Origin of the sequence: Cloacibacillus sp. (genome assembly GCA_036655895.1) — a bacterium.
Classification (GTDB): Bacteria; Synergistota; Synergistia; order Synergistales; family Synergistaceae; genus JAVVPF01.
This window is the reverse complement of sequence record JAVVPF010000010.1, coordinates 25,434-50,807: the sequence shown is the minus strand read 5'-3', so window position 1 is coordinate 50,807 and position 25,374 is coordinate 25,434. Positions and strand designations below refer to the sequence as shown.

21 protein-coding genes are annotated in these 25,374 nt (G+C 54.2%); 14 read left to right on the top strand and 7 right to left on the bottom strand.

Annotated elements, in window-relative coordinates; genetic code table 11:
• Positions 1 to 3 precede the first annotated feature (3 nt).
• The 13 genes from RRY12_04830 (at position 4) to queA (ending at position 12,362) form a co-directional block, all read left to right on the top strand.
• Entirely contained in the window at positions 4 to 1,173 is a 1,170-nt protein-coding gene (locus RRY12_04830) for a 1-deoxy-D-xylulose-5-phosphate reductoisomerase (GenBank protein ID MEG2183980.1), read from the top strand.
• Positions 1,170 to 2,222, top strand: coding sequence for a M50 family metallopeptidase (locus RRY12_04825; GenBank protein ID MEG2183979.1), 1,053 nt, complete (start codon positions 1,170 to 1,172; stop codon positions 2,220 to 2,222). Before RRY12_04830 ends, RRY12_04825 begins: the two co-directional genes overlap by 4 nt.
• Positions 2,223 to 2,234: 12 nt before the next feature.
• On the top strand, positions 2,235 to 3,281 hold the full coding sequence (ispG, locus tag RRY12_04820) for a (E)-4-hydroxy-3-methylbut-2-enyl-diphosphate synthase (protein ID MEG2183978.1): 1,047 nt from the start codon (positions 2,235 to 2,237) through the stop codon (positions 3,279 to 3,281).
• A 169-nt stretch (positions 3,282 to 3,450) separates the two neighbouring features.
• Positions 3,451 to 4,692, top strand: a complete 1,242-nt coding sequence (locus RRY12_04815; GenBank protein ID MEG2183977.1) for an arginine deiminase — start codon at positions 3,451 to 3,453, stop codon at positions 4,690 to 4,692.
• Positions 4,693 to 4,770: 78 nt separating this feature from the next.
• Positions 4,771 to 5,724: an ornithine carbamoyltransferase gene (gene argF / locus RRY12_04810; protein MEG2183976.1), complete on the top strand. Its 954-nt coding sequence runs from the start codon at positions 4,771 to 4,773 to the stop codon at positions 5,722 to 5,724.
• A 186-nt stretch (positions 5,725 to 5,910) separates the two neighbouring features.
• Positions 5,911 to 6,660, top strand: coding sequence for an NAD(+) synthase (nadE, locus tag RRY12_04805; protein MEG2183975.1), 750 nt, complete (start codon positions 5,911 to 5,913; stop codon positions 6,658 to 6,660).
• Between the two features lie 58 nt (positions 6,661 to 6,718).
• The gene (locus RRY12_04800) at positions 6,719 to 7,465 is read left to right on the top strand and encodes a YebC/PmpR family DNA-binding transcriptional regulator (GenBank protein ID MEG2183974.1); all 747 of its coding nucleotides are present in this window, start codon (positions 6,719 to 6,721) and stop codon (positions 7,463 to 7,465) included.
• Position 7,466: 1 nt separating this feature from the next.
• Entirely contained in the window at positions 7,467 to 7,985 is a 519-nt protein-coding gene (ruvC, locus tag RRY12_04795) for a crossover junction endodeoxyribonuclease RuvC (GenBank protein MEG2183973.1), read from the top strand.
• Between the two features lie 4 nt (positions 7,986 to 7,989).
• Positions 7,990 to 8,589, top strand: a complete 600-nt coding sequence (gene ruvA / locus RRY12_04790; protein ID MEG2183972.1) for a Holliday junction branch migration protein RuvA — start codon at positions 7,990 to 7,992, stop codon at positions 8,587 to 8,589.
• An 11-nt stretch (positions 8,590 to 8,600) separates the two neighbouring features.
• The gene (gene ruvB / locus RRY12_04785) at positions 8,601 to 9,665 is read left to right on the top strand and encodes a Holliday junction branch migration DNA helicase RuvB (protein MEG2183971.1); all 1,065 of its coding nucleotides are present in this window, start codon (positions 8,601 to 8,603) and stop codon (positions 9,663 to 9,665) included.
• A 1-nt stretch (position 9,666) separates the two neighbouring features.
• The gene (locus RRY12_04780; protein ID MEG2183970.1) at positions 9,667 to 9,888 is read left to right on the top strand and encodes a DUF2905 domain-containing protein; all 222 of its coding nucleotides are present in this window, start codon (positions 9,667 to 9,669) and stop codon (positions 9,886 to 9,888) included.
• The gene (locus RRY12_04775) at positions 9,888 to 11,306 is read left to right on the top strand and encodes a SpoIID/LytB domain-containing protein (protein ID MEG2183969.1); all 1,419 of its coding nucleotides are present in this window, start codon (positions 9,888 to 9,890) and stop codon (positions 11,304 to 11,306) included. Before RRY12_04780 ends, RRY12_04775 begins: the two co-directional genes overlap by 1 nt.
• Positions 11,307 to 12,362, top strand: a complete 1,056-nt coding sequence (gene queA / locus RRY12_04770; protein MEG2183968.1) for a tRNA preQ1(34) S-adenosylmethionine ribosyltransferase-isomerase QueA — start codon at positions 11,307 to 11,309, stop codon at positions 12,360 to 12,362.
• 27 nt (positions 12,363 to 12,389) lie between these two features.
• On the opposite strand, the gene RRY12_04765 is transcribed toward queA, so the two are convergent.
• The 7 genes from RRY12_04765 to hutH form a co-directional block, all read right to left on the bottom strand.
• Positions 12,390 to 13,484: a BMP family ABC transporter substrate-binding protein gene (locus RRY12_04765; GenBank protein ID MEG2183967.1), complete on the bottom strand. Its 1,095-nt coding sequence runs from the start codon at positions 13,482 to 13,484 to the stop codon at positions 12,390 to 12,392.
• Between the two features lie 14 nt (positions 13,485 to 13,498).
• A complete protein-coding gene (locus tag RRY12_04760) occupies positions 13,499 to 15,670 on the bottom strand; it encodes a GGDEF domain-containing phosphodiesterase (GenBank protein MEG2183966.1) in 2,172 nt (723 codons plus the stop codon).
• 411 nt (positions 15,671 to 16,081) lie between these two features.
• The gene (locus tag RRY12_04755) at positions 16,082 to 16,918 is read right to left on the bottom strand and encodes an aminotransferase class IV (protein ID MEG2183965.1); all 837 of its coding nucleotides are present in this window, start codon (positions 16,916 to 16,918) and stop codon (positions 16,082 to 16,084) included.
• Between the two features lie 77 nt (positions 16,919 to 16,995).
• The gene (locus RRY12_04750; protein MEG2183964.1) at positions 16,996 to 19,095 is read right to left on the bottom strand and encodes a hypothetical protein; all 2,100 of its coding nucleotides are present in this window, start codon (positions 19,093 to 19,095) and stop codon (positions 16,996 to 16,998) included.
• A gap of 144 nt (positions 19,096 to 19,239) precedes the next feature.
• Positions 19,240 to 20,484 (bottom strand): imidazolonepropionase, encoded by a 1,245-nt coding sequence (gene hutI, locus RRY12_04745; protein MEG2183963.1) that lies wholly within the window; start codon positions 20,482 to 20,484, stop codon positions 19,240 to 19,242.
• Between the two features lies 1 nt (position 20,485).
• On the bottom strand, positions 20,486 to 21,409 hold the full coding sequence (gene ftcD, locus RRY12_04740; GenBank protein ID MEG2183962.1) for a glutamate formimidoyltransferase: 924 nt from the start codon (positions 21,407 to 21,409) through the stop codon (positions 20,486 to 20,488).
• Between the two features lie 115 nt (positions 21,410 to 21,524).
• On the bottom strand, positions 21,525 to 23,051 hold the full coding sequence (gene hutH / locus RRY12_04735; protein MEG2183961.1) for a histidine ammonia-lyase: 1,527 nt from the start codon (positions 23,049 to 23,051) through the stop codon (positions 21,525 to 21,527).
• Between the two features lie 243 nt (positions 23,052 to 23,294).
• Here hutH and RRY12_04730 point away from each other — a divergent pair, with 243 nt between their 5' ends.
• Positions 23,295 to 25,313 carry a urocanate hydratase gene (locus tag RRY12_04730; GenBank protein ID MEG2183960.1) on the top strand — a complete coding sequence of 673 codons (2,019 nt, stop codon included), beginning with the start codon at positions 23,295 to 23,297 and terminating at the stop codon, positions 25,311 to 25,313.
• The last annotated feature ends 61 nt before the right edge of the window (positions 25,314 to 25,374 follow it).

The following is a 25,374-nucleotide window of genomic DNA, read 5'->3' as shown; positions in this document are numbered from 1 at the left end:
GAGATGACGGAGAAACCAAAGATCCGCCTCGCGGTAACGGGGGCCACGGGAAGCGTTGGCGGCGCAGTTTTGGATATTTGCGCGCGCTTTCCCGACATTTTTGAAATAACCGCGCTTAGCGCGCAGAGCAATGAAAAAAAACTTGCAGAGCTTGGCCGCAAGTTCGGCGCGAAGATGCTCTGCCTTACGGCGCCAAAGCAACAGCCTTGGCGCGAGGCGGGCTTTATCTGCGTTTTCGGCAAAGAGGGGCTGCGACAGATGGCCGAGGCTGACTTCGTAGACCACATAGTCTTCGCCTCGTCCGGCGTAACAGCTATTGAGGCGCTCCAGCACGCGCTTAAAAGAGGCATAGACGTATCACTTGCAAACAAAGAGAGCATCGTAGTGGCAGGGCCGTGGGTGATGCCGCTCGTTCAGCGGCGTGACCAGCTTCGGCCTATAGACAGCGAACACAGCGCCGTATGGCAGTGTATGCGCGACACCGCGCACGAAGAACTGTCCCGGATATGGCTTACTGCGTCCGGCGGCCCATTTCGCGACTACACGTCGGAACAGCTTGAAACGGTGACTCCGCAGGCTGCGCTGGACCACCCTGTATGGAAGATGGGCGCAAAGATAACGATAGACAGCGCCACCCTGATGAACAAAGGCATCGAATGTATAGAGGCGATGCAGCTCTTCGGGCTGGAAGCGGAGCGCGTCAGCGCGCTCGTTCATCCGCGTTCGCAGGTGCACGGCATGGCTGAGTTTATCGACGGTACAGTGCGGCTGCTGCTTTCGCGGGCGGACATGCGCCTGCCGTCAGCCGCGGCAATCGCGTGGCCCAAGCGCCTGCCGCTCATAGATAACGGCTTTGAGCCTATAGCGCCAGCCGACTGGGATCTGAGCTTCAAAGAGATAGACGACGCGCGTTTTCCCTGCTTCGCGTTGGCAAAAGAGGCGGGCAAAGCGGGAGGCGCAGCGCCAGCGCTGCTTGTGGGAGCCGACGAAAGCGCGGTGCGCCATTTTTTAAGCGGCGAGATAAAATTTACGGACATTCCGCGCCTTATAGCGCGGGTGCTTGAAGTATATGGCGGCGCAGCTCCGGGCAGTCTCGAAGAGGCAGTCTGGCTTGCGTCGGAGGGCGAGAGAATCGCGGAAGAGTTAATAAAAAGCGGAGGAACAAATCTTTGATAAGCATAATCTCATTTCTGATAGTAATAGGCATCTGCGTCATATCGCATGAGGGCGGCCACTTCTGGGCGGCTCGTCTTCGCGACGTGATGATACATGAATTTTCATTCGGCATGGGGCCTCTTCTTTGGGGCCGCAAAAAGGGCGAGACGCAGTACTCGCTGCGCGCCTTCCCAATAGGCGGCTTCGTAAAGCTTGAGGGCGAAGACGCCGCCGGCGGAGAAGAGGACGAGCCAAAACCGGAGGGCTACACGCCTGAACGTTCGCTTGCCAATAAAAAGGCATGGGAAAGAATGTTCATAATCGGAGCCGGCGCATCGGTCAACATTGCGCTTGCGTGGCTGCTGACGGCGGCCTACCTCGCCGGTTACGGCGTCTACAACATGGAGATACCCAAAATAGGCGCCATCATGGACGACACTCCGGCCTACAGTTCTGGGCTAAAGGCTGGCGACCTGATAAAAAGCATCGACGGCAAACAGCTCAAGGACTGGGGCGACATCCGCAGCAACATACAAAATCCCGCAAAGAGCGGCGACCTGTACGAGATAACGGCGCAGCGCGGCGACGAGACAAAAACATTCAGCATAAAGATACCGGTCAACAAAGAAAGCGGCGGCCGTCTCCTGGGCGTTCAGCCGTCGCATGAAAAATATCCTCTGATGCAGGCTCTCGGCAAATCTTTCAATTATTCATGGAAGATGAGCACGGAGATACTGCGAGGGCTGTGGCTGGCGGCGACCGGGCAGATAAAGGCCGACGTGACCGGGCCTGTCGGCATCGCAACAATGGCGGGAGACGCCTTTAAAGAAGGCTTCTGGACCTTCATAGCCTTTCTTGGCGTCATCAACCTCAACCTTGGTCTGCTGAACCTGCTGCCGTTCCCCGCGCTTGACGGAGGAAGGATCATCTTCATATTGATAGAGATGGCAACAGGCAGAAAAGTGCCAGAAAAAATAGAGACGATGATACACTACGCGGGCTTCATCATTCTGCTCGCGCTCATATTCCTCGTCACAGGAAAAGATATTTACCGGCTCATTCAGTGAGGTGAAGATAAAATGGGAAGCAAAAACAGCGTAACGATAGGCGGCCTGACCATAGGCGGAGGCGCGCCGGTACGAGTCGAGAGCATGCTAAAAACTAGACTCACCGACGTTGCGGCCTGCGTGGAGGAGACGGAGCGCCTTCTGCTGTGCGGCTGCGAGCTGGCGCGCGTCGCTCTGCCCGACGCCTCGCTTGCCGAAAATTTCGCGGCCCTAGTAAGCGCAAGCCGGCTGCCGCTGATGGCCGACATCCATTTCGACCACCGGCTGGCGCTTGCCGCGCTTGCCGCCGGCTGCCGCGCGATCCGCATCAACCCGGGCAACATAAGCTCCGCCGCAGGAGTGGCGGAGGTGGTGGCGGCGGCCAAAGATACTGGGTCCGTCATCCGCATCGGCGCAAACGGCGGCTCCCTTAACAACGCGCAGCTTGCAAAGACCGGCGGAGACCGCGGAGCTGCGCTGGTGCTCGCGGTAGAGGAGCAGCTTTCCATTCTTACGGCCCATAAATTTGAACAGGTGATCATTTCCGCAAAATCTTCTTCTGTGGCGGAGACGACGCGCGCCAACTACATCCTCTCGCAGCACTGGCCGTTTGCGCTTCACATAGGCATAACAGAGGCGGGCTGCGGCAACGCTGGCGTCGTCAAAGGCTCCTCCGGCATCGCTCTGATGCTGGCGCAGGGCATAGGCGACACCATCCGCGTGAGCCTCACCGAGCCTGGCGAAGAAGAGGTAAAGACGGGCTACAGCATCCTTGCCGCGCTTTCGCTACGTACGATAGGCTGGACGCTCGTAAGCTGTCCGACCTGCGGCAGACGCCGCATAGAGGTCGCTTCATTGGTTGAAAGGCTGCGCGCGCTGATCCCTGAACGCTCAAACAACGGCATGACAATAGCCGTCATGGGCTGCGAGGTCAATGGGCCGAAAGAGGCTGCATCCGCTGATTTCGGCATCGCTGGAAGCCCGGAGGGTTTCATAGTTTTCAAAAAGGGAAGCCCGCTCTGCCGCGGAAAAATAGAGGATTTCGAGGCGATCATACGCAGAGAGATACCTCTATATTAAACTTCCAATTCCATAAAGTTTATACATTGTTCTACGAAAATTTGGTTGACTAATCGCGCAATTATATATATTATACATATATAGCGTTGCTACTTCAACGTTTTTGCATTCTCTACAAAGATTATTGTTTATGAAGTGTTTTTTAACAAAATTTTAGGAGGTGTAAAAAATGAACCAGGAAAGCCAAGTTAGTGTACATTCCGAAACAGGGCCACTGAAACGAGTCATGCTCCACAAACCTGGAAAAGAGATCGACAGGCTGACCATCGAGAACATGGACGAACTCCTTTTCGACGACCTGCTTTGGCTGGAACAGGCCCGGAAAGAACACGACAAGTTCGCTGACATTCTGCGAAGTGAGGGCGCCGAGGTGCTTTATTTCAATGAAAGCCTTGCCAAGGTGCTCGAAAATCCAACCGCACGCGAAGAACTTCTGAAAGACGTCTTCAAATTTGAAAACGTGGATTACTGCCTCTCAGAAAAACTGCTGCCGCCGCTGATGAAATGGCCGGCGCTCAAACTTGCTGACCACCTCATCGAGGGCTTCACAAAGGCGGAGATAAAAAAACTCTGCGACACAGGCGCAAGCCTCGTTGCCGCCGTGGAAAACGGAAGCGACTTTATGATACACCCGATCCCCAACCTTTACTTCCAGAGAGACCCTGCCATGTCCGTCGCAAACGGGATAATCTTAGGACAAATGACCTTCCCCGCGCGCCGTATCGAACCGCTCTACTGGAGATACATCATTAAAAACCACCCCTCATTCAAAGATACGCCGATACTTTACGGAGAAAACCCCGACGAAACGTGGCCGCATCAGATAGAGGGCGGAGACTTCCTCGTGCTCACCGACACGGCGCTCGCCATTGGGATATCGCAGCGCACCGCGCCAGCCACAATAGAAAAAATAGGCTTCGTGCTTGCGAAGAAGACCCCCATCAGACGCATATTCGCCTTTGAGATACCAAAAGAACGCTACTGTATGCATCTCGACACTGTATTCACGATGGTCGATAAAGACGCCTTCGTCATCTATCCTCCGATACTCAAAACGCTCAAAGTTTGGGAGCTAAACTTCGGAGACGACGGCAAGCTGCTCAGCATCGAACGTCTGAAGGACTGGGAGGCGGCTATCGCAAAAGAGCTGGGCGTCCCGAATATACGCCTCATAAAAATGGAGGCCGCAACAAAGGAAGAGACGGCGCGCGAACAGTGGCACGACGGCGTAAACACATTCGCAGTGAAGCCCGGCGTCGTAGTCACCTACAACCGCAACGTAAACGCAACGAAAAAACTTGAAGAAAACGGCATAAGGGTGCTCCAGCTCGAAGGCCCGGAACTTGGCAGAGGACGCGGCGGCCCCCGCTGCATGTCGATGCCGCTTTCCAGAGGCCCGGTGAAAGACTGAAATACCTTATTGCACTTTTGATAAAAAAGAGTAAGATATTGCACCAACGAATATAAAAAACTGAAGGGAGAAACAACAATGCCTGTAAATCTTCGCAACCGCAACCTTATTTCACTTAAGCATCATACGCCTGAGGAAATCAACTATCTGCTTGACCTTTCCACAGACCTTAAAAACAAAAAGCGCGCCGGAATAAAGGGCGATCTACTCGAAAGAAAGAACGTAGCTCTCATCTTTGAGAAGCCGTCCACGCGCACCCGCTGCGCCTTTACCGTAGCCGTCATCGATGAGGGCGGACACCCCGAATATCTCGGCAAAAACGACATACAGCTCGGCCACAAAGAAGATGTAGCCGACACGGCGCGCGTCCTTGGACGCATGTTCGACGGCATTGAGTTCCGCGGCTTCAGCCAGAAGGTCGTCGAAGACCTCGCGAAGTACGCGGGCGTTCCCGTGTGGAACGGCCTAACGGACGATTACCACCCGACGCAGGTGCTCGCCGACTTCCTCACGGTGCGTGAGAACTTCGGACGCCTCAAAGGCATCAAATTCGTCTACGTGGGCGACGGACGCAACAACGTAGCGAACTCCCTGATGATCGGAGCCGCAAAAATGGGCATGCACTTCGTCATAGGCGCGCCCAAGGAACTCTTCCCCGATCCCGCGCTCGTTGCCGAGTGCGAGCAGATAGCGAAAGACTGCGAGTCCGGCGCTACGATCACTGTGACCGACGACCCGAAGGCCGCCGTAAAAGACGCTGACGTCATCTACACCGACGTCTGGGCCTCAATGGGCGAAGAGGCGAAAGCCGCGGAACGCAAGGCTATGCTCGCTCCCTACCAGGTAAACATGGACCTCATCCGCGCGGTAGGCAACGACACAGTCATATTCCTGCACTGCCTGCCCGCCGTGAAGGGCAACGAAGTGACGGAAGAGGTATTTGAGTCTCGTTTCGCAAGACAGTTCGACGAAGCCGAAAACCGTATGCACACCATCAAAGCTGTAATGGTAGCAAGCATAGGCAATTTCTAATACAAATCACGCAAAAACAAAAACTGCGGGCGTCTGTTTTCGGGACGCCCGCTTTTTCTGTCCGCCGCTTGGCGGCCCGCGCTAAATCAACAAATCGGCGTCCTGAAGATGACGGATAGCGTCAAATTATGATAAAATGTACTGTGCAAAAAATTTTGGAAGCCAGAGAAAGTGAGGCGCGGCAGGATGTCTGTATATCGGGACACGGAGAAGATAGTTTCATTCCTTGAAAGCTGGATAAAAGATCGTTTCGGCGAAGCAAATGCAAAAGGAGCCGTGTTGGGCATCAGCGGAGGAATAGACTCGGCGCTGCTTGCGGCGCTTCTCGCAAAGGCTCTCGGCCCCGAAAAGGTGACGGGCGTAATGATGCCGTGCCACAGTATGCCTATTGACGAAGAATATGCTATGCTTCTTGCGGAAGCTCTTCATATAAATACGGTAAAGGTAGACCTCTCAGCCTCCTACGACACGCTCTGCGCGGCGATAGACGAAGCGGGCTGCCAGCTGTCGGGGCTTTCAGCGGCAAACGTCAAGCCGCGTCTGCGCATGATGACCTTATACGCCATAGCGCAGCAGAAGGGCTGCCTCGTCTGCGGCGGCGGCAACAAAGACGAGCTGACGATGGGCTATTTCACTAAATACGGCGACTCCGGGGTGGACCTTCTTCCGCTTGCGGACCTCCTGAAGGGTGAAGTATGGGCCGCCTCCGAATACTTGGGCGTCCCCAAAGAGATAATAGAAAGACCGCCCACCGCGGCGCTCTGGGAAGGCCAGACCGACGAAGACGAAATGGGGCTGACCTATAAAGAGCTAGACCGTTACATAGCGACGGGAGAGGCAAGCGACGCTGTAAAGGAAAAGATAGAACGGGCGCGAAAAAGGTCGGCGCACAAAAGAACTTTTGCGCCAATGGCAAAACTGCCGGACTCTTTTTAACAACACTTTAATAATATTAGACAAATTTTAAATACAAATCTTTCATGAGGTGATCATCTTGTCAGGACATTCACACTGGGCTGGTATCAAACGCCGCAAAGCGGCGCAGGACGCAAAAAGAGGCGTAGCCTTTCAGAAACTTGTAAAGGATATAATAGTAGCGGCGAGAGACGGCGGCGGAGACCCCAACGCCAACTTCAGGCTCAAGGTAGCTATAGACAGAGCGCGCACAGGCAACGTGCCGGTCGACAACATCGAGCGCGGCATCAAGCGCGGCACAGGCGAGCTTGGCGGCACAATGGAAGAGATAATCTACGAGGGTTACGGGCCAAACGGAGTAGCTGTCATGGTGCAGGTGATGACCGACAACCGCAACAGGACGGCGCCTGAGATGCGTTCGCTCTTTTCAAAGTGCGGAGGCGCCATCGGAGAACTTGGCTGCGTCGCGTGGAACTTCGACCGCAAGGGCGTAATACAGGTGACCGGAGAGGGCATAGACGAGGACGAGCTTATGATGGCCGCGATCGACGCCGGAGCGGAAAACCTGGAGGCGAACGAAGACGGATTTGAGATAACCTGCGACCCGTCGATGCTCTCACAGGTAGGCGTCGCGGTGAAGAACTCAGGCTACAACATCGAGTCGATGGAGATGCAGATGATCCCCAAAAACACGATAGCCATCGGCAACAAGGCGGACGCGGCAAAGATGCTCTCGCTGGTGGAGCGCTTTGAAGAAAACGACGACGTCGAAGCGGTCTACGCCAACTTCGACATCCCCGACGAGATAATGGCGGAACTTGACTGATTTGAATAATGGCGGCGCGGCAATACGCGCACTGGGAATAGACCCCGGGCTCGGCACACTGGGCTACGGGGTCGTTTCACAATACGGCAGCAGCCTCGTCTGCGAATGCTACGGCGTCATAAAGACGCCGACAAGCCTCTCGCTTGCGCAAAGGCTCGCCCTCCTGTACGATGAGCTTAAGGTCAAGGCTGCAGAATTTCCGCCTGACATGATAGCTGTAGAAAAGCTTTTCTTCGGCAGGAACGTGACGACGGCGGAGATGGTCTGGCAGGCTCGCGGAGTGGTCATGCTCTTTGCGGCGCAGCTCGGCTTTGAGCCGTACGAGATAACGCCGAACGAAGTGAAGCTTGCGGTCTGCGGCTATGGATCCGCTGAAAAAGGACAGGTGCAGGGCATGGTGGCCCACATCCTGGGACTTGCGAAAAACCCGACGCCGGACGACGCGGCGGACGCTCTTGCAATAGCCATAGCTGGCCTTGCAATGCGTTCCTACGATCAAAATATACGGAGAGGATACTGACATTATGATAAATTTCCTCCGCGGCACACTCACGGACATTGCTAAAGAGAGCATCATACTTGACGTCTCAGGCTTCGGCATCGAGGTATTCCCAACCAAAGCGCTGCTGGAATCGGCCGTTTTGGGGGAGGAGACGAAATGTTTCGCGTGGCTCCAGATAAGCGACGCGGGGCTTTCCATGTTCGGCTTCGCCACAAAGACGGAGCGCGATTTCTTTCTTGAGCTGCTGCAGGTGAAGACCGTCGGCGGAAAGCTTGCGATAACCCTGATGCGCCATCTGGACATCGCGCAGATAATAGGCGCCATAAAGGCCGACAACGTTTCAATGCTGACCGTTCCCGGCTTTGGCGCAAAGCGCGCAGAACGCATCTGCTTTGAGCTAAAAGCCAAAATAGAAAAGAATTTCGCGGACATTGCCGACGCCGGCACCTCTGTGCGCGGCTCTTTCGATTCGTTTGTACGCGACGCGCTCACAGGCCTCGGCTTCTCGCACGGCGAGTGCGCAAAGGCCATAGCGACGGCCAAAGCGCAGGCGGAAGACGATGTACAGTGGACGGAAGAGAGCCTGCTCATGGCCTCCCTGAGCATCCTGCAAAAGAGATAGGAGGCTGACCAATGGAAGACGAAAACAGGCCAAATAAACTCATCGAGACAATGAGGCGTGAAAAAGAGGACGAGATATCGACGCTCCGTCCGCAGGCGCTCAACGACTTCATCGGGCAAAGCTCGCTCAAAGACAAACTGACCATATTCATGACCGCGTCGCTCCAGCGCGAAGAGCCGCTAGACCATACGCTCTTTTACGGGCCTCCGGGCCTTGGGAAGACGACTCTCGCAGGCATAATCGCAAAAGAGATGAAGGGCGCGCTCCGTGTGACGACCGGCCCCGCGCTTGAACGCGCCGGAGACCTTGCCGCCATCCTCTCAAATATACAGCCCAACGACGTACTTTTTATAGATGAGATACACCGCATGTCGGCCAACATAGAAGAGATACTTTACCCCGCGATGGAAGATTTTTCGCTCTCGATAATCGTGGGCAAAGGGCCGCTTGCTCGCAGCATCCGCCTTGCGCTGCCCAAATTCACGCTTATCGGGGCTACGACGAGGCTTGGGCTGCTCACCTCGCCTCTGCGCGCGCGCTTCGGCATAGTGGAGCAGCTCCACCTCTACTCGCCGGACGAACTGACCTCCATCGTAAAACGCGGAAGCGGCGTCCTGGGCGTCGCGATAGAGGAGGAGGCCGCGCAGGAGATAGGGCTTCGCTCAAGAGGCACGCCGCGCGTCGCCCTGCGTCTTTTAAGGCGCGTCCGCGACGTGGCGGAGGTAAAACACGCGCCGAAGGTGGAGCGCGACCTGGCAAGATACGCGCTCGACATGCTTGGGGTAGACCCTGAAGGGCTTGACGAGGGCGACAGAAAATTCCTGCGCGCGCTCATAGAATTATTTGACGGCGGCCCCGTGGGCCTCTCGACGCTTGCCGCGGCGCTCAACGAAGACGCGCAGACGATAGAGGACATTTACGAACCGTACCTGATACAAAAGGGGCTGCTTGAGAGAACGCCGCGCGGACGCCGCGCCACGCGCAATACCTGGGACTACCTGGACATCCCTATCTCGCAGCACTATCTGCAAAATCAGCAGAACCAGCAGAGCCTCTTTTTAGCGGAGGACGAATGAAATGAACCAGATAGGCAGGACGCTTTTGATTTTCGGGCTGGTGCTCACGGCTGTGGGGCTTATCATCATAATAGCGGGCAAGTTCAATATTCCACTCGGAAAACTGCCCGGAGACATCACCTATCATAAAAAAGGACTCACGGTCTTCGCGCCATTTTCCACGATGATAATAATAAGCGTCGTACTGACGCTTATCTTCAATCTATTTTCAAGGTGGAAGTAATGAGGATACTTTGCGCCCTGCTCATATACCTGGTTTTAACGGCATCTCCCGCCTCCGCGTTGGAGGTGGCCGTTCTTCTGAAAGCAAAGGCCAGCCAGTGCGTCATCTCCGGCACGGAAATGACGCTTGCAGACGCCGCAGGCAAAAGTTCGGAGCCGCAGACGGGACAGCTTGCCGTCACATACTCCGGCGGAACGGCCTCATGCGCTGGAGAAAGCTACATTCTGCCCGTCACCGTCTTTTCGCAGGCGCCGTTCAGCTTTGAAGGCAGAACTTACTGCGGAGCGCTCACACTTGACGAGGCAGGCGGCTTCTTCAACATCGCAAATAAAATAGAGATAGAGGAATACCTAAAAGGCGTGCTGAAGACGGAGATGAATCCCAAATGGCCCGCAGAAGCGCTGAAGGCGCAGGCTGTGCTTGCGCGCACCTACGTCATCTCATCCGCAAAGCACGGCAAATATAACGCATGCGCGACAACTCACTGCCAGGGCTACGCGGGCGTTGTGAACGACGCGGCCATTACCGAAGCTGTCGCGGCCACCGCTTCCGAAGTGTTGACATACGGCGGAGCCGCGGCGCAGGTCTTTTATTTCGGAGACAGCGGGGGAGCGACCGCCTCAGCAAAATCGGTGTGGGGAAAGGATATCCCGTATCTCGTTTCAAGGCCCGAACCGCTGGGCGCGGCAAACTCATCCGGCGCGTGGCAGGCGTCGCTTGCAATGAGCCGGATCGCGGCAAACCTCACCGCGGCTGGAGTGCCGGTCGGCACGCTCACCTCTCTTCGTGTCTGCGCGCGCGACGAAAGCGGACGCGCGACGCAGATAGAGGCCTCCGGCAGCGCCGGGCAGACGCTCATTGCCGCGTCGAAATTCCGCGCGGCAATCGGATATTCAGTAATAAAAAGCACGCTCTTTGACTTTTCCGCGCAGCCCGCTTTTGCACAGCCCGCTCCAATATACGCGCAGCCTACGGCGCAACAGCCTCCAAGAGGCCAGAAAGTATATCCAAACCCCGACAGGACCACGATGCCGCAAAAGGCCGAGGACAGGCTCGTCTGGATGGCTAAAAACAAAATATTCACAACAGCCGAGCTGATGTCGATGATAGGACGCGAAAAGGATTATCCAAAGTTCATCGCGGAGGGCGAAGCGCGCATGAGCGGCAAGAAAATGCCTGAACCGCAAACGGCGGCGCAGCCAGCGCCCGTCTATCAGCCGCAGCCCCCCGTGCAGCCGCAACTTTCGGGAACGAACGCGGCAACTGGAGATACGGTAGTCATAATGGGCAGAGGCTCAGGACACGGCGTAGGCATGCCGCAGCTTGGCGCAAAGGCGCTTGCCGAGGCCGGCTGGGATTACAGACGCATACTTGAATATTATTTTCCCGGAACTACATTGGAAAGAGGCACGTTATAAATGGATATAGACCTTACAAAGACAACAGCCTACGACTATGAGCTGCCAAAGGAGCTGATAGCGCAGGACCCGGCGGAGCCGCGCGATTCGTCGCGCCTGCTCGTCGTCCACAGAAAGACCGCTCACACGGAAGACAGAATATTCCGCGACATCACAGAATACCTAAAGCCTGGGGACCTTCTGGTGCTCAACGATACGCGCGTGCTTCCGGCGCGCGTCGAAGGCATCAAAGATAACGGAGCGGGCTGCGGCGCAAAGGTCGAAATATTTTTCTTGCAGCCTGGTGCTGCGCAAAACGAATGGAACGCGCTCGTTCGCCCAGGACGCAAACTGCCCGAAGGTACAATAGTAACAATAGGCGGCAATGTCTCCGTAACAATAGGCGCAAGGCTCGAAGACGGCCTTCGCACCATCATCTTCGAGCGCGGCACAGAGGCGTTTGAGGTCATACACAAATACGGACATGTGCCGCTTCCTCATTACATAACACACACACACGCGGCGGACGAACGCTATCAGACTATTTACGCCGACGCAGCAAAAGAGAACTCAGTGGCCGCGCCTACCGCCGGCCTTCACTTCACGAAGGAGCTGCTTGAAAAACTTGACGCGATGGGCGTGCGGCATATCTTCATAACGCTCCAAGTAGGACTTGGCACCTTCCGTCCCGTGAAGGCGGACAACATAGCGGACCACGTCATGCACAGCGAATACTGCGAGATCACAGAAGAGGCGGCGCGCGCCATAAACGGCGCGAAGGCCGGCGGCGGCAGGGTAATAGCCGTGGGCACGACCGTCGTAAGAACGCTTGAGTCGTTCGCGCAGAAGTTCGGTTCCGTGCAGCCTGGGGGCATAGACACGAGGCTCTTTATCAGCCCCGGCTATCAGTACAAGGTAATCGACGCCCTCATAACTAATTTCCACCTTCCAATGAGCACGCTGTTGATGCTCGTTTCAGCCTTCGGCGGCTACGAAACGATGATGCGCGTATACAAAGAGGCGGTACAAAAGCGTTACAGATTCTTCTCCTTCGGAGACTCCATGTTCATAGAATAAGCACCGCGGCCGGCCGCGGCGCTTATATCATTTCCGTTCTATTTCGCCCTCTACGCCTGCCACAAACCAATCCATTTCGTTAAAAAGGTGGTGGTCGGAGAGGTTCTCGCCGGGACCTACGCGCATCTGCCCCTTATTGTCCCATATCGGACCGTAAAAAACGTCCCAGGTGCGCGAACGAAGCCGTTCCTGAGCGTACTTGATGCGGTTTACCGCCTTCAGCGGCACCAAGGTATTGAGCTGAGAGATCGTCACAAGCCCTTCGTCAAGGCTACTCATGTAACTTCTGCCTTTAAAGCGCCCCTCGAAACACTCCAGCAGCCGCGCTTTGTAAAACGGCCCCCAGTTCCAGACAGGCGCGGTAAGAAAGGTCTGTGGATAATCTTTTTTTCTATCAAGGTTGTAGCCTATCGCGTATATATGCTTTTCCTGCGCCACGTCAATAGGCCCCGTGCTGTCATGGTGCATCGCAAGGATATCCACGTTGTAGTCTTTCACCAGCGAGTATGACTGTTTCTTTGCAGCGGCGTAATTCGTCCATCCATCGGTCCACTTCACGTGAACAACAGCCTTTTTGTTGACGCTTCGCACCCCGAGCGCAAAGGCGTTGATGCCGCGAACCACCTCCGGCAGAGGGTAGGCCGCCACATAGCCGATGGAATTCGTCTTCGTCGTCATTCCGGCCGCAATTCCTGTAAGATAGCGTGCCTGATAGATTCTTCCGAAATAGACGGCAAGATTTACGGAGTAGGCGATGCCTGAGGCATGGAAAAATTTGACATGCGGATACCGTTTTGTCAGCTGTGGCAAATAATCCCCGTAGCCGAAGCTCGTAGCAAAAATTATCTCCGCGCCCTCTTTAACAAGCCCGTCTACACAACTAATGACGCCTGGGTCGCGGTCGTTTATCTTTTCTCTGTAGATCAGGTCTATGGGTATCTCGCGGGCGGCGTTTTGGAAGCCGTTGTAGTGCGCCTCGGTCCATCCGCCATCGTGCTTCTCTCCGACCAAAAGGACTCCCACTTTGACGCGTTTTTCCGTATAGTCGCGGTCGTCAGTTGTGACGTCCATCTGTTTGAATCCTACAAAAGCTGCTGCTGAGAAGAGAAAAACTAACGTCATTATCACAATATTTCTCACAGATATTCTATCCTTTCTGTGATGAGCTGCTCGTAGGCCGAGGCTATTATCGGCTTTGAATAGTAGTACCCCTGACCTATCAGGCAGCCCACCTCCTTCAGCAACCGGTGTTGTTCGGCATTTTCAATGCCTTCAGCAAGAACTGCGATGCCGAGAGTTCGCGAGACCGCGATGATGCCTTCGATAAGGCAACGCGCCTCTTTCTTCTGCCACATGTCGATGAAGCTCTTGTCAAGCTTTATAGTATCCACCGGCATTTCCATGATAGACGAAAGAGACGAGTAGCCAGTGCCGAAGTCGTCGATCGAAAGATGAAAGCCATGCTCCTTAAGTAATTTCATCGTGCTGATTATTTTATCCTTATCGTCGAAAAAGGCGCTTTCTGTCAGCTCTATCTCCACGTATTCCAACGGCACGCGGTGGCTGTTCACAATATCTTCCAACATGCGCACCAGTTTGGGCGTCCTTAAGCTGGTGCGCGAAAGGTTCACCGATATGGGCAGCACCTTTTTCCCGTCGTCAAGCCATTCACGTATCTTCGCGCAAACCGCATTCAGCATATAGATATCCAACTCATCTATCCTGCCATTCTCCTCAAATATCGGAACGAACCGTTGAGGCCCAAGAAGCCCCTCCGTCGGGTGCAACCAGCGCACAAGAGCCTCCGCGCCGTACCATTTGCCAGTCTTGATATCCACTTTCGCCTGAAGGTAGAGCTTCAGCTCATGCTCAGAAAGGGCTCGGTCAAGCTCACCCTCCAGCCTCGTTCTGTCAAGAAAGGCCCGATGCACCTTATCGTTGTAAAAAGCCATACGGTCTCCCCATTTCGTATGTTCAAGCTGTTTCATGGCGAAGCCGCAGCAATCCACAGTATTTAACGTGACGCATCCGCTGGGCGGGAGGATAGAGACACCGCAGGATATAGTGATAGGACTCTTCTCCGACAGTTCTTCGCATTCTTTTATGAGCCGCGCCAGCCTTTTGTTGAGCGTCTTGGAACAGGTGAGGTAGAGCGCGAAAATATCGTCGCGCACGCGGCAGCACAGTTCACCTTCCTTCGCGTCGACTTTTTTAGAAAGCACAACGGCCATGTTCTTCAGTAAGTGGTCGCAGTAAAGTTCGCCCATACCGATGTTCAGCGTATGAAAACCGTTGATGTTGAGTAGCGCAAGAGCGTAACGGCTGTTGTCCTTCGGCTCCGCGTATAGCGCAAGTCCAGCAAAGTTCATAACGCCAGTCAGTCCATCGTAGTAGGCGAGCTGGTGCATTTTTTTCGCGTTTTGACTTTGGAGGTAATTCATAAATTGATAGAAGAGAAGGAGTATCGCGCTTAAGAGCAGCAGATACCCTACCGATATTTTCATAAGATAGTTGAGCCTCTCCTGCACAACCTTCGTCGGTATGACGCTCATGCCATACCAGCCAGGCATTATGTCGATGGCCGTGCTTGATATGTAATAGCTGTCATCTCCGTGATAGAATATCTCCGCGGCATCCTTGTTATAATACATCTTCCGGTTGAGCCTCTCAAGCGACTTTATGTTCTTCGGGCTGTTCATCAGTTCTATCGCAATATTTGCGTTCTCGCTGTTTTCCTCCTTAGGCACCAGGGGAGTGGAGAAGCGCCTCGCAGAGCAATAGGTAAAGCCTCGGCCTGCGAATATCGTGGAATAATAAATGCTCCCCATCTCCGTGCCTGAGACGACCTCGTAGACGGCGCCACGTATCTTTCCATGCCTATAAAGGGGCACGCTGAGCAAAAGCGCCGGGCCGTCGTTGAAATCCGACTTCGCAAGGTAGACTATCTTTTCTACGCCGCGAAAACTGTCAAGAAATACGGGCAGGTCGTTCCTCGCGTCTATGCCGCCTGTGATATTTTCGCCGGAGAGCGATATAGCTCCTATTTTGATATTTTTAGAGTCGCCGGGCAAGAAGAAGTCGAAATGCTTGTTGAGTCCGACTCCATTTTCCAGATTTTTAGCTATGATGCGCAGGTTGCCAAATTTACCATTTATCTCCTTTTCAAAAGAGCGCCTCGTCTGGATCGTTATCTCCGTCAGCTTTTCCTCGGTATCTGCTTCAAGCAGCCGGTTAAGAAAACTACGATAGGAGAGCACCATGGACAAAAGAAAAAAGCCCATGATTACGCCGCACGCAAGACTGTTCATAATTTTTTCTAAAGCGCCTTCTCTATTCACCCTTCATACATCCCATACGTTAATATATATTTTACTTTGGGGGTTTCATGCCTTTTCATACTATTAAATGCTCATAAAATTCACATGCTGCCTGCGATGCCCTATGTCCTATGTAGTTATACTTATTTTTGCCATATGTTATTCTAGGGTATCATACTTATTTGAAAATCTCCATAGAATCTCGTACCCAAAATACACGCAAATGTGTTTTTTGGGTACGAGATATGCTTTTTGTTAGTTTGATATGATATCTATTCACCTAAAATATAAGTTTTAGCGTTATGTAGCCATAAAAAACGGGAGAAGACGACCTCGTCTCTCCCGTTTTGCACCGGTTATACAGCGCTAGTGTTTATTATTATGAGACGGCCATAGCCGCGGTCAGTTTGTGAGCCGCCTTTCAACGTTATCCAAAAACAGCCTGTAAAGACGCTCCGTCATCCGTCCCGGCTTTCCAGAGCCGACCTTTTGTTCGCCTATACGCGTAACGGCGAGCACCTCGTTTACCGTTCCCGTTATGAAGGCCTCGTCCGCCTCCTTGAGTTCGGAGACGAGCGGGCAGCGTTCTTCTACCGTAATGCCGTCTTCACACGCAAGGTCTATGACGACGCGCCTTGTCACTCCGTCAAGCACGCGGCCGACGGGAGCTGTGATTATCCGGCCTTCTTTGCAGAGGAAGAAGTTATTTGTCATTGACTCGGTTATCTCTCCGTCTGGCATATATATCGACTCATGCGTTCCATCCGCGGATGTCGCAAGAGGGATGAGCCCGAAGAGATAATTTGTGCTTTTAAAGAGGGGAAACGGACGTTCCCTGAGGTTTGGAACGAGCGCGGCTCCGGCGCGGCGTTCTTCTTCGGAGGTCTTCTTAAACTCGTCGAATATCACAAAAAAACGCGGTTTGGGAAAACGTCCTCTGGCGTTTATATCGCCGCCCGTAAGGTAGGGCTTGACGAGGCCGTCGACGGGGCAGTCCTTTGCGCAAAGACCGCCTCTTATAACGTCGGGCAGCGCCGCCAGTATCTCTGTCGCCTCAATTCCCGCGCCGGCCGCGCTCTGCGCGAGGCGCCCCAAGTGCATCTCCATAGCAAATAATTTGCGGTCATAAATACGTATAGATTCAAAGACCGCGACGCCGCGCTGAAGCGCCATATCCGTCACCGGAATCATACATTCCGAAAACGGCGCGTATCTTCCGTCCATATAGCAAGTCGCCATTTTGCTCTCACGTCCTTAATAACATGTATTTTTAAATATCTATTCTTGTCTCATTACGCTGTACGGGTTTTATGAGCCTATTTGCGGCGTCTTCCGCAAATGACGCAGGCAACGGCAAAGAAGGCGCACGCGGAGGCAAATCCGGCGCTGCATCCACCGGAAGAAGAGGGCGCCGCTATTGGTTCAACGTCCACACTTATTTCGTCGGCCGGGTCAACAGGAGGGTCTTCCGGGTCTACCTTCTCGTCGTACGGTATGACGGCAAAGGGGATAACGTAAATTTTAAGCTCTGTCGACAGCTCTTTGTTGACCGCCTTTAAAACAGTCTTTCCGGGCGCAAGAGCTGTGAGCATGCCATCTTCGGTGACCTGAGCTATTGTACCGTCCTCAATGGAATAACTTGTCCCATCATCTTTATGCGAAATATTTTTCATCGTTCCGTTTGAATAGTCTCCATTTATCACTATCCTGCGAACCGTCCCGGCGCTTATGAGCAGAGGCGCTTCCGGGTAGCTCCAAAGAGCTGTGAGTTTGTTTTTTTCAGGTTTGGCTGCGGTATTGCCGCGCTCGTCTTTGAGTGCCTTTTCCAACGCTTTTAGCTTATTCTCAAAAGCCGGGTCTTCCGCTAAAGAGGCCGCCCGTAAGGAGAGCACGGCTTTACTTGAGAATGGAGAGGCGGAGGCCGGAAATACAAGCGAAGATTTCTCCGGTATCGGCTCAAAAAGGGAAAGTTCCGATCCAAGCAGCTGAGAGACGCGGCTTGCAATAACTTCCTTCTCTCCCATCCACATGTGCTGGACGTCCTGCATCACCTCGCAGGCCTTGTCCTCCTCCATTACGCCGCTCCAGAGCGCGCTGGAAAGGCCAACCAGACAGTCTGAGTCCTCGGAGATATAGTTTGTTTTACCGCTTGCAAAGCTGCTGAAAAGTTCCGGAATTTTGCTGAATATAGATTCGTGCGTATATGGCTCTATGATCGCCTTCATGGCTTTACTTATGGCGCCAGGCGCAATGAGTTCTCTGCCAGTATTGCCGGCTATTCTATACAGCGGAAGGCCCGCGGGCAGGTTGTCGTTAAGGAGCCTGAGCTCAGGGCTGTTTATTGCGAGGTCCTTTATTGCGCTTCCTCTAACGTTCAGGCCTAATTCACCAAGAAGGTCATATACCTTCGTCATTTTCTCTTTGTAATCTGGGGAGCTATCAAGCGTCTTGTCGCTTAGCCATTCTGTATCCGCGGTGACGAAGGAGGCTATGCCCGCGCCGGTGTTCGGAGTGGCCAGCATTACGATTCTGCGCACAGCGCCCTGATTGTAGTTCTGATTGTTTCTGTAATATCTGTTGATACAAAACTTCCTTATCATCAAGCCGCCAAGGCTGTGTCCCACAAGGTCGACACGAGTCGCCTCTATCTTCTTCATACGCAGGTCGCGTATCATGTTCTCTATAGAACGGTAAAAAACATCAGAACTGACGGGAAGCACCTCTGAAGGCCCCTTGTCGCCGGGATACTCGAAATATCCCACCTGCGCCCTGCGCCCCTCCATGCTCTCTTTCTTCCACGCGGCGTAGAGTTCGCCGGCAAGAGTACCCGGCGCCACAACATCGCCAAACGTCTCGCCGTCCGACCATATACCGTGGATGAGAACGACGGGGGCGCGATATATGCGAATTTCTTTGCTTAGCGCCTCATCATCAAGCGACGCCTTTACGGTAAATGAGAAATATTCCTGAGAGGCGCTCCCCGGCCACGCCTCCGGCGCGGTTATGACGGCGCTTGCCTGATATATCCCGGGCGCAGCCTCCTGAAGCGGCAGCGATAGAGTCTCTCCCGCGGCGCTTCTATCCGTATTTTCCAGCACCACGCCAGCTGGAAGCGAAGATTCGGGGGAAAGGCGCACCGTCCCTGGAGCAGAGGATTTAATCCTTAGGACAAGCCGCGTATTTCCGTCTGCGACAAAGCCGACGCGTTCGCGTACAGCTTGATTCACCTTATAGATAACTGCTTCGCTCAGCGGGATGTTGTGGTTAGGAACATAACTGTAACAATCCGTTGAGACATTCTGGATGACTCCTCCAAGAAGCTCCATAGATAAAAGCCGCGCCGCGTCAGCCCTCGCCTCCGTGGCTATAAAGAACAGAAGAGAGGCTATAAGCGTAAAAAGGGTGCTTTTTTTCATCTCGATTCCTCCGTATAGTATATATTTCTTACGTAATTGTAACAGCTTTTTCATCGCCGAACCACAACAAAAAGCCCGCCGCGAAAATTATCTCGCGACGGGACAATGTTGGTTTACTTTTTGCAAACGATTATTAAAAAATCGTTACGCCACTTTTTCTCCGAGCTTGTAGACCTCTTCGACGGAGGTGCTGCCTGCGTGGTAGGCGAGCGTCGTGGGCGCGGCTCCGTCAAGGACGAGGAAGTCCGCCTGTTTTCCGGCTTCGAGGCTGCCGACCTTTGAGGCGCGGTTGACCGCGTAGGCCGCGTTCAGCGTGGTGGCCACAAGCGCCTCCTCAACGGAGAGGTCCATGTTCATTACGCCGAGGCCGAAGATGAACGGCACTGATTCGCAGAAGCAGGAGCCGGGGTTGCAGTCCGTAGCCATAGCTACAGGCACTCCCCAGTCCACCATATCGCGGCCCTTGGCATAGGGCTTCTTGAGGCTGTAGGCCGTAGCTGGCAAGAGCACCGCTATCGTTCCGGCCTTGCCCATAGCGCGAAGATTTTCCTCGCTCGCCGCAAGAAGATGTTCTGCGGATCTTGTGGCAAGTTCAGCCGCGAGGCCAGCGCCGCCGGTGTCGTGCACTTCGTCCGCGTGTATCTTCGTGTCGAAGCCAAGAGCCTTCGCGGCCGTAAGCAGTCTGCGGCTCTGATCTACGGAGAATACACCCTCTTCGCAGAAGACGTCGCAGAATTCCGCTATGCCCTGCGCCTTCACTTTGGGCAGCATCTCGTTTACAAGCACCTCGTCCAGGAATTTATCTGGGCAGTCTTTGTATGCCTGCGGCACGGCGTGCGCTCCCATGAAGGTCGGAATGACGTCAAGCGGAGTCTCTGCGCCGATTCTTTTGATGACTTCAAGCATCTTAAGCTCAAGGTCAAGCGAAAGTCCGTAGCCGCTCTTTATCTCAATGGTCGTAGTTCCCTTTTTGAGAGCCGACATGGCAAGACGCTTAGTAGCGTTGAAAAGCTCCTCTTCTGTCGCCGCCTTCACCGCGTTGACGGAGGCCAGGATGCCGCCGCCAGCTTTGAGTATCTCAAGGTAGGGACGTCCGGCGAGGCGCATACCGAACTCATCTTCGCGGCGCTTCGCAAAGCAGAGGTGGGTGTGCGGGTCGACGAAGCCGGGAATGACGCAGGCTCCGCCGAAATCCTTTTCAAAGCATATCTCAGCGCGGTCGAGGCCTTTAAGCACCTCTTCCTCTGGGCCGACCTTTTCGATGAGGCCGTTTGAGACCAGCATAGCGGCATTCTTTATCTCTTTTACTTTCGACTGTTCCGCTCCGGCCAAGGGCTTGCCGTTGTCTACAGGAGTGAACAGCCGCATGTTCCTGTAAAGTTTTTTCATGCTATTCAGCCTTTTCTCCCATAAGCTCAAGAAGACGGAGCTCAAGCACCTGCTCCGGGTCGAAGCCAGCGATCTGCAAATAGTAGGCGGCGCTTTCAAGTATCGCGTTTACGGGGATCATGCCGTAGACTTCTGTCTCAAGCACTTCGACGCCGTAGCGCTTTGCTTCCATGCGTATCGTTTCAAGCACTCTGTAGAGGGAGTTCTTTTCATAGTCGACGAGGTTCATGCTCACCTGTGTGATGCCGCGCTCTTCAAGCGCAAGCCCGATGCCCTTCACGCAGCTAAAGCCGCCTGACGACGAGCGGACGGCCTTTGCGATGTTCTTGGCGATGTTGACGTCCGGCGTGTTGAGATTGACGTTGTAGGCTACGAGGAACTTGCGCGCGCCGATGACCGTGGCGCCGGCTGTCGCGTGGAGGCTGGCTTCGCCTACATCGGGCTTGCGGTCGGGATTGGTCTTCGCTTCGTCTTTGAGCACCTCGTACTGACCCTTGCGGATCACTTCAAGGCGTTTTCTCTCAGGGATACGCGCGGCGTCCTCGTAGAAATAGACGGGGATGCCTGTTTCTTTGTAATAACGTTCGCCGAAATCATGCGCGAGCTTGATGCACTCTTCCATTGAGATGCCTTTGATGGGAGTGAACGGAACGACGTCCACCGCGCCGATGCGCGGATGTCCGCCCTGATGCGCGTTCATATCTATATTTTTCTCCGCGATCTTAGCCGCTTCGATGAGGGCGTCCTGAATGGGGCCCGGCGCTCCTACAAGGCTGATCACGAGACGGTTGTGATCCTCGTCCGCGCGGTGATCAAGAAGGTACACTCCGCGTTTGCCCTTAAAGCAGTTCACTATTTCGTCAATAACGTTCTGTCTTCTGCCCTCACTGAAATTGGGGACACATTCTATCAACTGCATTGCCATCTAAAAACTCCTGCCTTTCTTAATATGCCGCCGGCAAAACACGCCATTCCCGGCGCGCCTCACCGGCGGTAGATTTTTCTATTGATATATTATCACGTCCGCGTAAAACTAACGTCTATTTAAGCGCGCCGATCTTTTCCTCGACCGCCTCTACGATGGTCCCGGCCTCGACAAGTTCAAGCGACTTCAGAAGAAGCGGCTGCATGTACTGGTCCTTTTCGTAGAAGGGGATATGTTTGCGGAATTCTTTGAAGGCGGCCTCTGAGCCTTTGCCCGGTTTCAGCGGGGCGCGGAAGTCCATTCCCTGAGCCGCGTTGACGTACTCGATAGCTATGACCTTGTTTGTGTTGTCCAATATCTGGCGTGCCTTGCGCGCGCTGTAGCCGCCCATGGAAACGTGGTCCTCCTGGTTTGCGGAAGTCGGGATGGAATCGACGACCGAGGGATGCGCGAGCACTTTGTTCTCAGAGACGAGAGCCGCCGCCGTGTACTGCGGGATCATGAAGCCGCTGTTGACGCCGCTGTCGGAGACGAGGAACGGGGGCAGGTCGGAAAGCTTATGGTCAACCATGCGCGCCACGCGGCGTTCCGCTATGCTCGCAAATTCCGCGACTGCAATGCCGAAGAAGTCCATCACCATGGCAAGAGGCTCGCCGTGGAAGTTGCCGCCGCTTATGACGTCGCCGTCCTTAAAGAAGACTATCGGGTTGTCCGTAACGGAGTTTATCTCTATTTCGACCTTCTCTTTTACGTAGCCCAGAGCGTCGCGGCATGAGCCGTTGACCTGCGGCAGGCAGCGCAGCGAGTAGGCGTCCTGTACGCGGTCTTTCTTGAAATGTTCGACTATCTCGCTGCCTTCGATGAGGCGGCGCATATTCTCCGCAACGACGCCCTGTCCGACGTGCGGACGAAGCTCGTGCGTTCTCTTGTCGAATGCGTAGGGCACGGCGTGGAGCGCTTCCGCGGACATTGAGGCCGCGATGTCGGCGTTCTTCATCATGATCTCCGCGTCAGCCACGCAAAGCGCGGCGACCGCGTTCATGACAGTTGTGCCGTTGTTCAGCGCGAGGCCCTCTTTGGGCTGGAGCTGTACCGGCGTCATGCCCTCTTTTTTCAGAGCTTCCGTGACGTGCATACGCTCGCCCTTGTAGAAGACGTCGCCGTGTCCTATCAGGGTGATGGCGATATGTGAAAGAGGGCAGAGGTCGCCGCTTGCGCCGACGGAACCCTGTGTAGGAACGACTGGAATGATGCCTTTATTGAGATAGTCCACCATCTGCTGGAGCGTGTTGAGGCTGATTCCGGAATAACCGCGTGAGAGGGTGTTGATGCGAAGAAGCATAATCGCGCGGACGACGTCTTCGGCGTATGGTTCGCCCATGCCGCAGGCGTGCGAAAGAAGCAGGTTCTCCTGAAGCGTGCGGCACTTGTCCTCAGGGATGCTGACGGAGGCAAGGTCGCCGAAGCCAGTTGTGATGCCGTATACGACGCGGCCTTCCTGCACCCAGTTGAGGACTGCCTGAGCGCATTCCTTGATCTGTTCTTTGGCCTCCGGCGCTATCTCTATCTTATAACCTTTGCGCGCTACGTTGACTACATCCTGAAGGGTCAGTGATTTACCGTTGAGCACTACCGTTGACATAAAATACTCCTCCTTAAATTTATTTACTTATTGTGGAATCTTTTTTTCAAGCATGTTATAATTACTCAAGAAATTTAAAACCTCTGGTCAATGAAACCTCTGGAAATTTTATGGAAATTTGATGCTTTCGCACTTTAATACTTTTCAATCCTAAATCTTTGCGCTACAATTAGTATAGTATGAAAATCGTCTACGTCAAGAAATAATTTTTTGATATATCAAAAAAGAATGGAGCTGACAGAAATGCATGATGCATCAGGAAAGGCATTAGAACTAAGACTGGAATTTCCGAACGGACTTCCAAAGAAGCCGGAGTTTGAGCCTGGAATAAGAAGAGCGCCGAACCGCGGCCAGGTACTTAACGACAAAGAGGTGGTGCTTGCTCTTAAGAACGCCCTCCGCTATATCCCCGAAGAATACCATAAAGAGCTCGCCCCCGAGTTCCTCGAAGAATACAAGGAACACGGACGCATCTATGGTTATCGCTTCCGTCCCGCCGGTAAACTTTACGGAAAGCCTATTGACGAATACAAGGGCAAATGCACCGAAGGCAAGGCCTTCCAGGTAATGATCGAAAACAACCTCGACTTCGACGTGGCCCTCTATCCCTACGAGCTGGTCACATACGGCGAGACGGGGCAGGTATGTCAGAACTGGATGCAGTACCTCCTCATCAAAAAGTATCTTGAAGTGCTCACAGCGGACCAAACGCTGGTAGTACAGTCGGGGCATCCGCTCGGACTCTTCCGCTCGCATCCCTCCGCTCCGCGCGTCATCCTCACAAACGGACTGATGGTCGGCCTCTTTGACGACCCCGAAAACTTCCGCCGCGCGACCGCTCTTGGCGTCGCGAACTACGGACAGATGACAGCCGGCGGCTGGATGTACATCGGGCCTCAGGGCATCGTTCACGGAACATACAACACGCTGCTCAACGCCGGCCGCAAGATGTTCCATCTTCCAGAAGGCAAGGGCCTCGCGGGACATCTCTTCATCTCCTCTGGACTGGGCGGCATGAGCGGCGCGCAGCCCAAGGCCGCGGACATCGCGGGAGCAGCCTCGATAATAGCCGAGGTAGACCCGTCACGCATTGATACGCGCCACAGCCAGGGCTGGGTCAGCAAAAGAACGACGGACCTCGCGGAGGCCTTCAAATGGGCCGAAGAGGCGATGGCCGCGGGCGAAGCGCTCTCGATAGCCTACGAAGGCAACATCGTGGACCTGCTCCAGTACGCGCTTGACCACGACAAGAAGGTCGAACTTCTCTCCGACCAGACCTCCTGCCACGCCGTATACGACGGCGGCTACTGCCCGCAGGGCGTCTCATTTGAAGAGAGGACGCGCCTCCTCGGCGAAGACAAAGAAGAATTCAAACGTCTCGTAGACAAGTCGCTGAAAAAGCATTTTGAACTCGTCAAGGCTCTCGCTGCGAGGGGCACATACTTCTTCGACTACGGCAACGCCTTCATGCGCGCGGTCTTCGACGCTGGCGTGAAAGAAATAGCGCTGAACGGCGAAAACACCTTTGAAGGCTTCATCTTCCCCTCATACGTAGAAGATATAATGGGCCCGCTGCTCTTTGACTACGGCTACGGCCCCTTCCGCTGGTGCTGCCTCTCCCGCGACCCCGAGGATCTCAAAAAGACCGACATGGCCGCTATGGACTGCATCGACCCGAAGCGCCGTTTCCAGGACCACGACAACTGGGTCTGGATCCGCGACGCCGAGAAGAACCAGCTCGTAGTAGGCACACAGTGCCGCATCCTCTATCAGGATGAAGAGGGCCGCATGAAGATAGCTCTCAAATTCAACGAAATGGTGAGAAATGGCGAGATCGGCCCCGTAATGATCGGCCGCGACCACCACGACGTATCCGGCACAGACTCGCCCTTCCGTGAGACATCAAACATCAAAGACGGAAGCAACATCATGGGCGAAATGGCCATCCACTGCTTCGCTGGAAACTGCGCACGCGGCATGAGCCTCGTAGCGCTGCACAACGGCGGCGGAGTAGGCACCGGCAAATCAATCAACGGCGGCTTCGGCCTCGTCCTTGACGGAAGCGAGAGAATAGACCGCACCATACTTGAGTCAATGAGCTGGGACGTCATGAGCGGAGTCGCGCGCCGCGCCTGGGCGCGTAACGACCACGCCATCGAAACGGTAGAGACCTTCAACGCAAAACGCAGCGACGGCCACATCACGCTCCCATATATTGCTGACGAAGAATACTTGACGGAGCTCGTAAAGACGACAAAGTAACATTATTACCATTATAAGACAAATTGACGGACGGATAAATTTGCTAAAGCGGCGGACTTTT

Bases quoted from the DNA above. Each gene is read 5' to 3' on its own strand.
- RRY12_04830 (MEG2183980.1), top strand. From the start codon at position 4: ATGACGGAGAAACCAAAGATCCGCCTCGCGGTAACGGGGGCCACGGGA.
- ispG (MEG2183978.1), top strand. From the start codon at position 2,235: ATGGGAAGCAAAAACAGCGTAACGATAGGCGGCCTGACCATAGGCGGA.
- RRY12_04815 (MEG2183977.1), top strand. From the start codon at position 3,451: ATGAACCAGGAAAGCCAAGTTAGTGTACATTCCGAAACAGGGCCACTG.
- argF (MEG2183976.1), top strand. From the start codon at position 4,771: ATGCCTGTAAATCTTCGCAACCGCAACCTTATTTCACTTAAGCATCAT.
- nadE (MEG2183975.1), top strand. From the start codon at position 5,911: ATGTCTGTATATCGGGACACGGAGAAGATAGTTTCATTCCTTGAAAGC.
- ruvA (MEG2183972.1), top strand. From the start codon at position 7,990: ATGATAAATTTCCTCCGCGGCACACTCACGGACATTGCTAAAGAGAGC.
- ruvB (MEG2183971.1), top strand. From the start codon at position 8,601: ATGGAAGACGAAAACAGGCCAAATAAACTCATCGAGACAATGAGGCGT.
- RRY12_04780 (MEG2183970.1), top strand. From the start codon at position 9,667: ATGAACCAGATAGGCAGGACGCTTTTGATTTTCGGGCTGGTGCTCACG.
- RRY12_04775 (MEG2183969.1), top strand. From the start codon at position 9,888: ATGAGGATACTTTGCGCCCTGCTCATATACCTGGTTTTAACGGCATCT.
- queA (MEG2183968.1), top strand. From the start codon at position 11,307: ATGGATATAGACCTTACAAAGACAACAGCCTACGACTATGAGCTGCCA.
- RRY12_04765 (MEG2183967.1), bottom strand. From the start codon at position 13,484: ATGACGTTAGTTTTTCTCTTCTCAGCAGCAGCTTTTGTAGGATTCAAA.
- RRY12_04760 (MEG2183966.1), bottom strand. From the start codon at position 15,670: ATGAACAGTCTTGCGTGCGGCGTAATCATGGGCTTTTTTCTTTTGTCC.
- RRY12_04755 (MEG2183965.1), bottom strand. From the start codon at position 16,918: ATGGCGACTTGCTATATGGACGGAAGATACGCGCCGTTTTCGGAATGT.
- RRY12_04750 (MEG2183964.1), bottom strand. From the start codon at position 19,095: ATGAAAAAAAGCACCCTTTTTACGCTTATAGCCTCTCTTCTGTTCTTT.
- hutI (MEG2183963.1), bottom strand. From the start codon at position 20,484: ATGAAAAAACTTTACAGGAACATGCGGCTGTTCACTCCTGTAGACAAC.
- ftcD (MEG2183962.1), bottom strand. From the start codon at position 21,409: ATGGCAATGCAGTTGATAGAATGTGTCCCCAATTTCAGTGAGGGCAGA.
- hutH (MEG2183961.1), bottom strand. From the start codon at position 23,051: ATGTCAACGGTAGTGCTCAACGGTAAATCACTGACCCTTCAGGATGTA.
- RRY12_04730 (MEG2183960.1), top strand. From the start codon at position 23,295: ATGCATGATGCATCAGGAAAGGCATTAGAACTAAGACTGGAATTTCCG.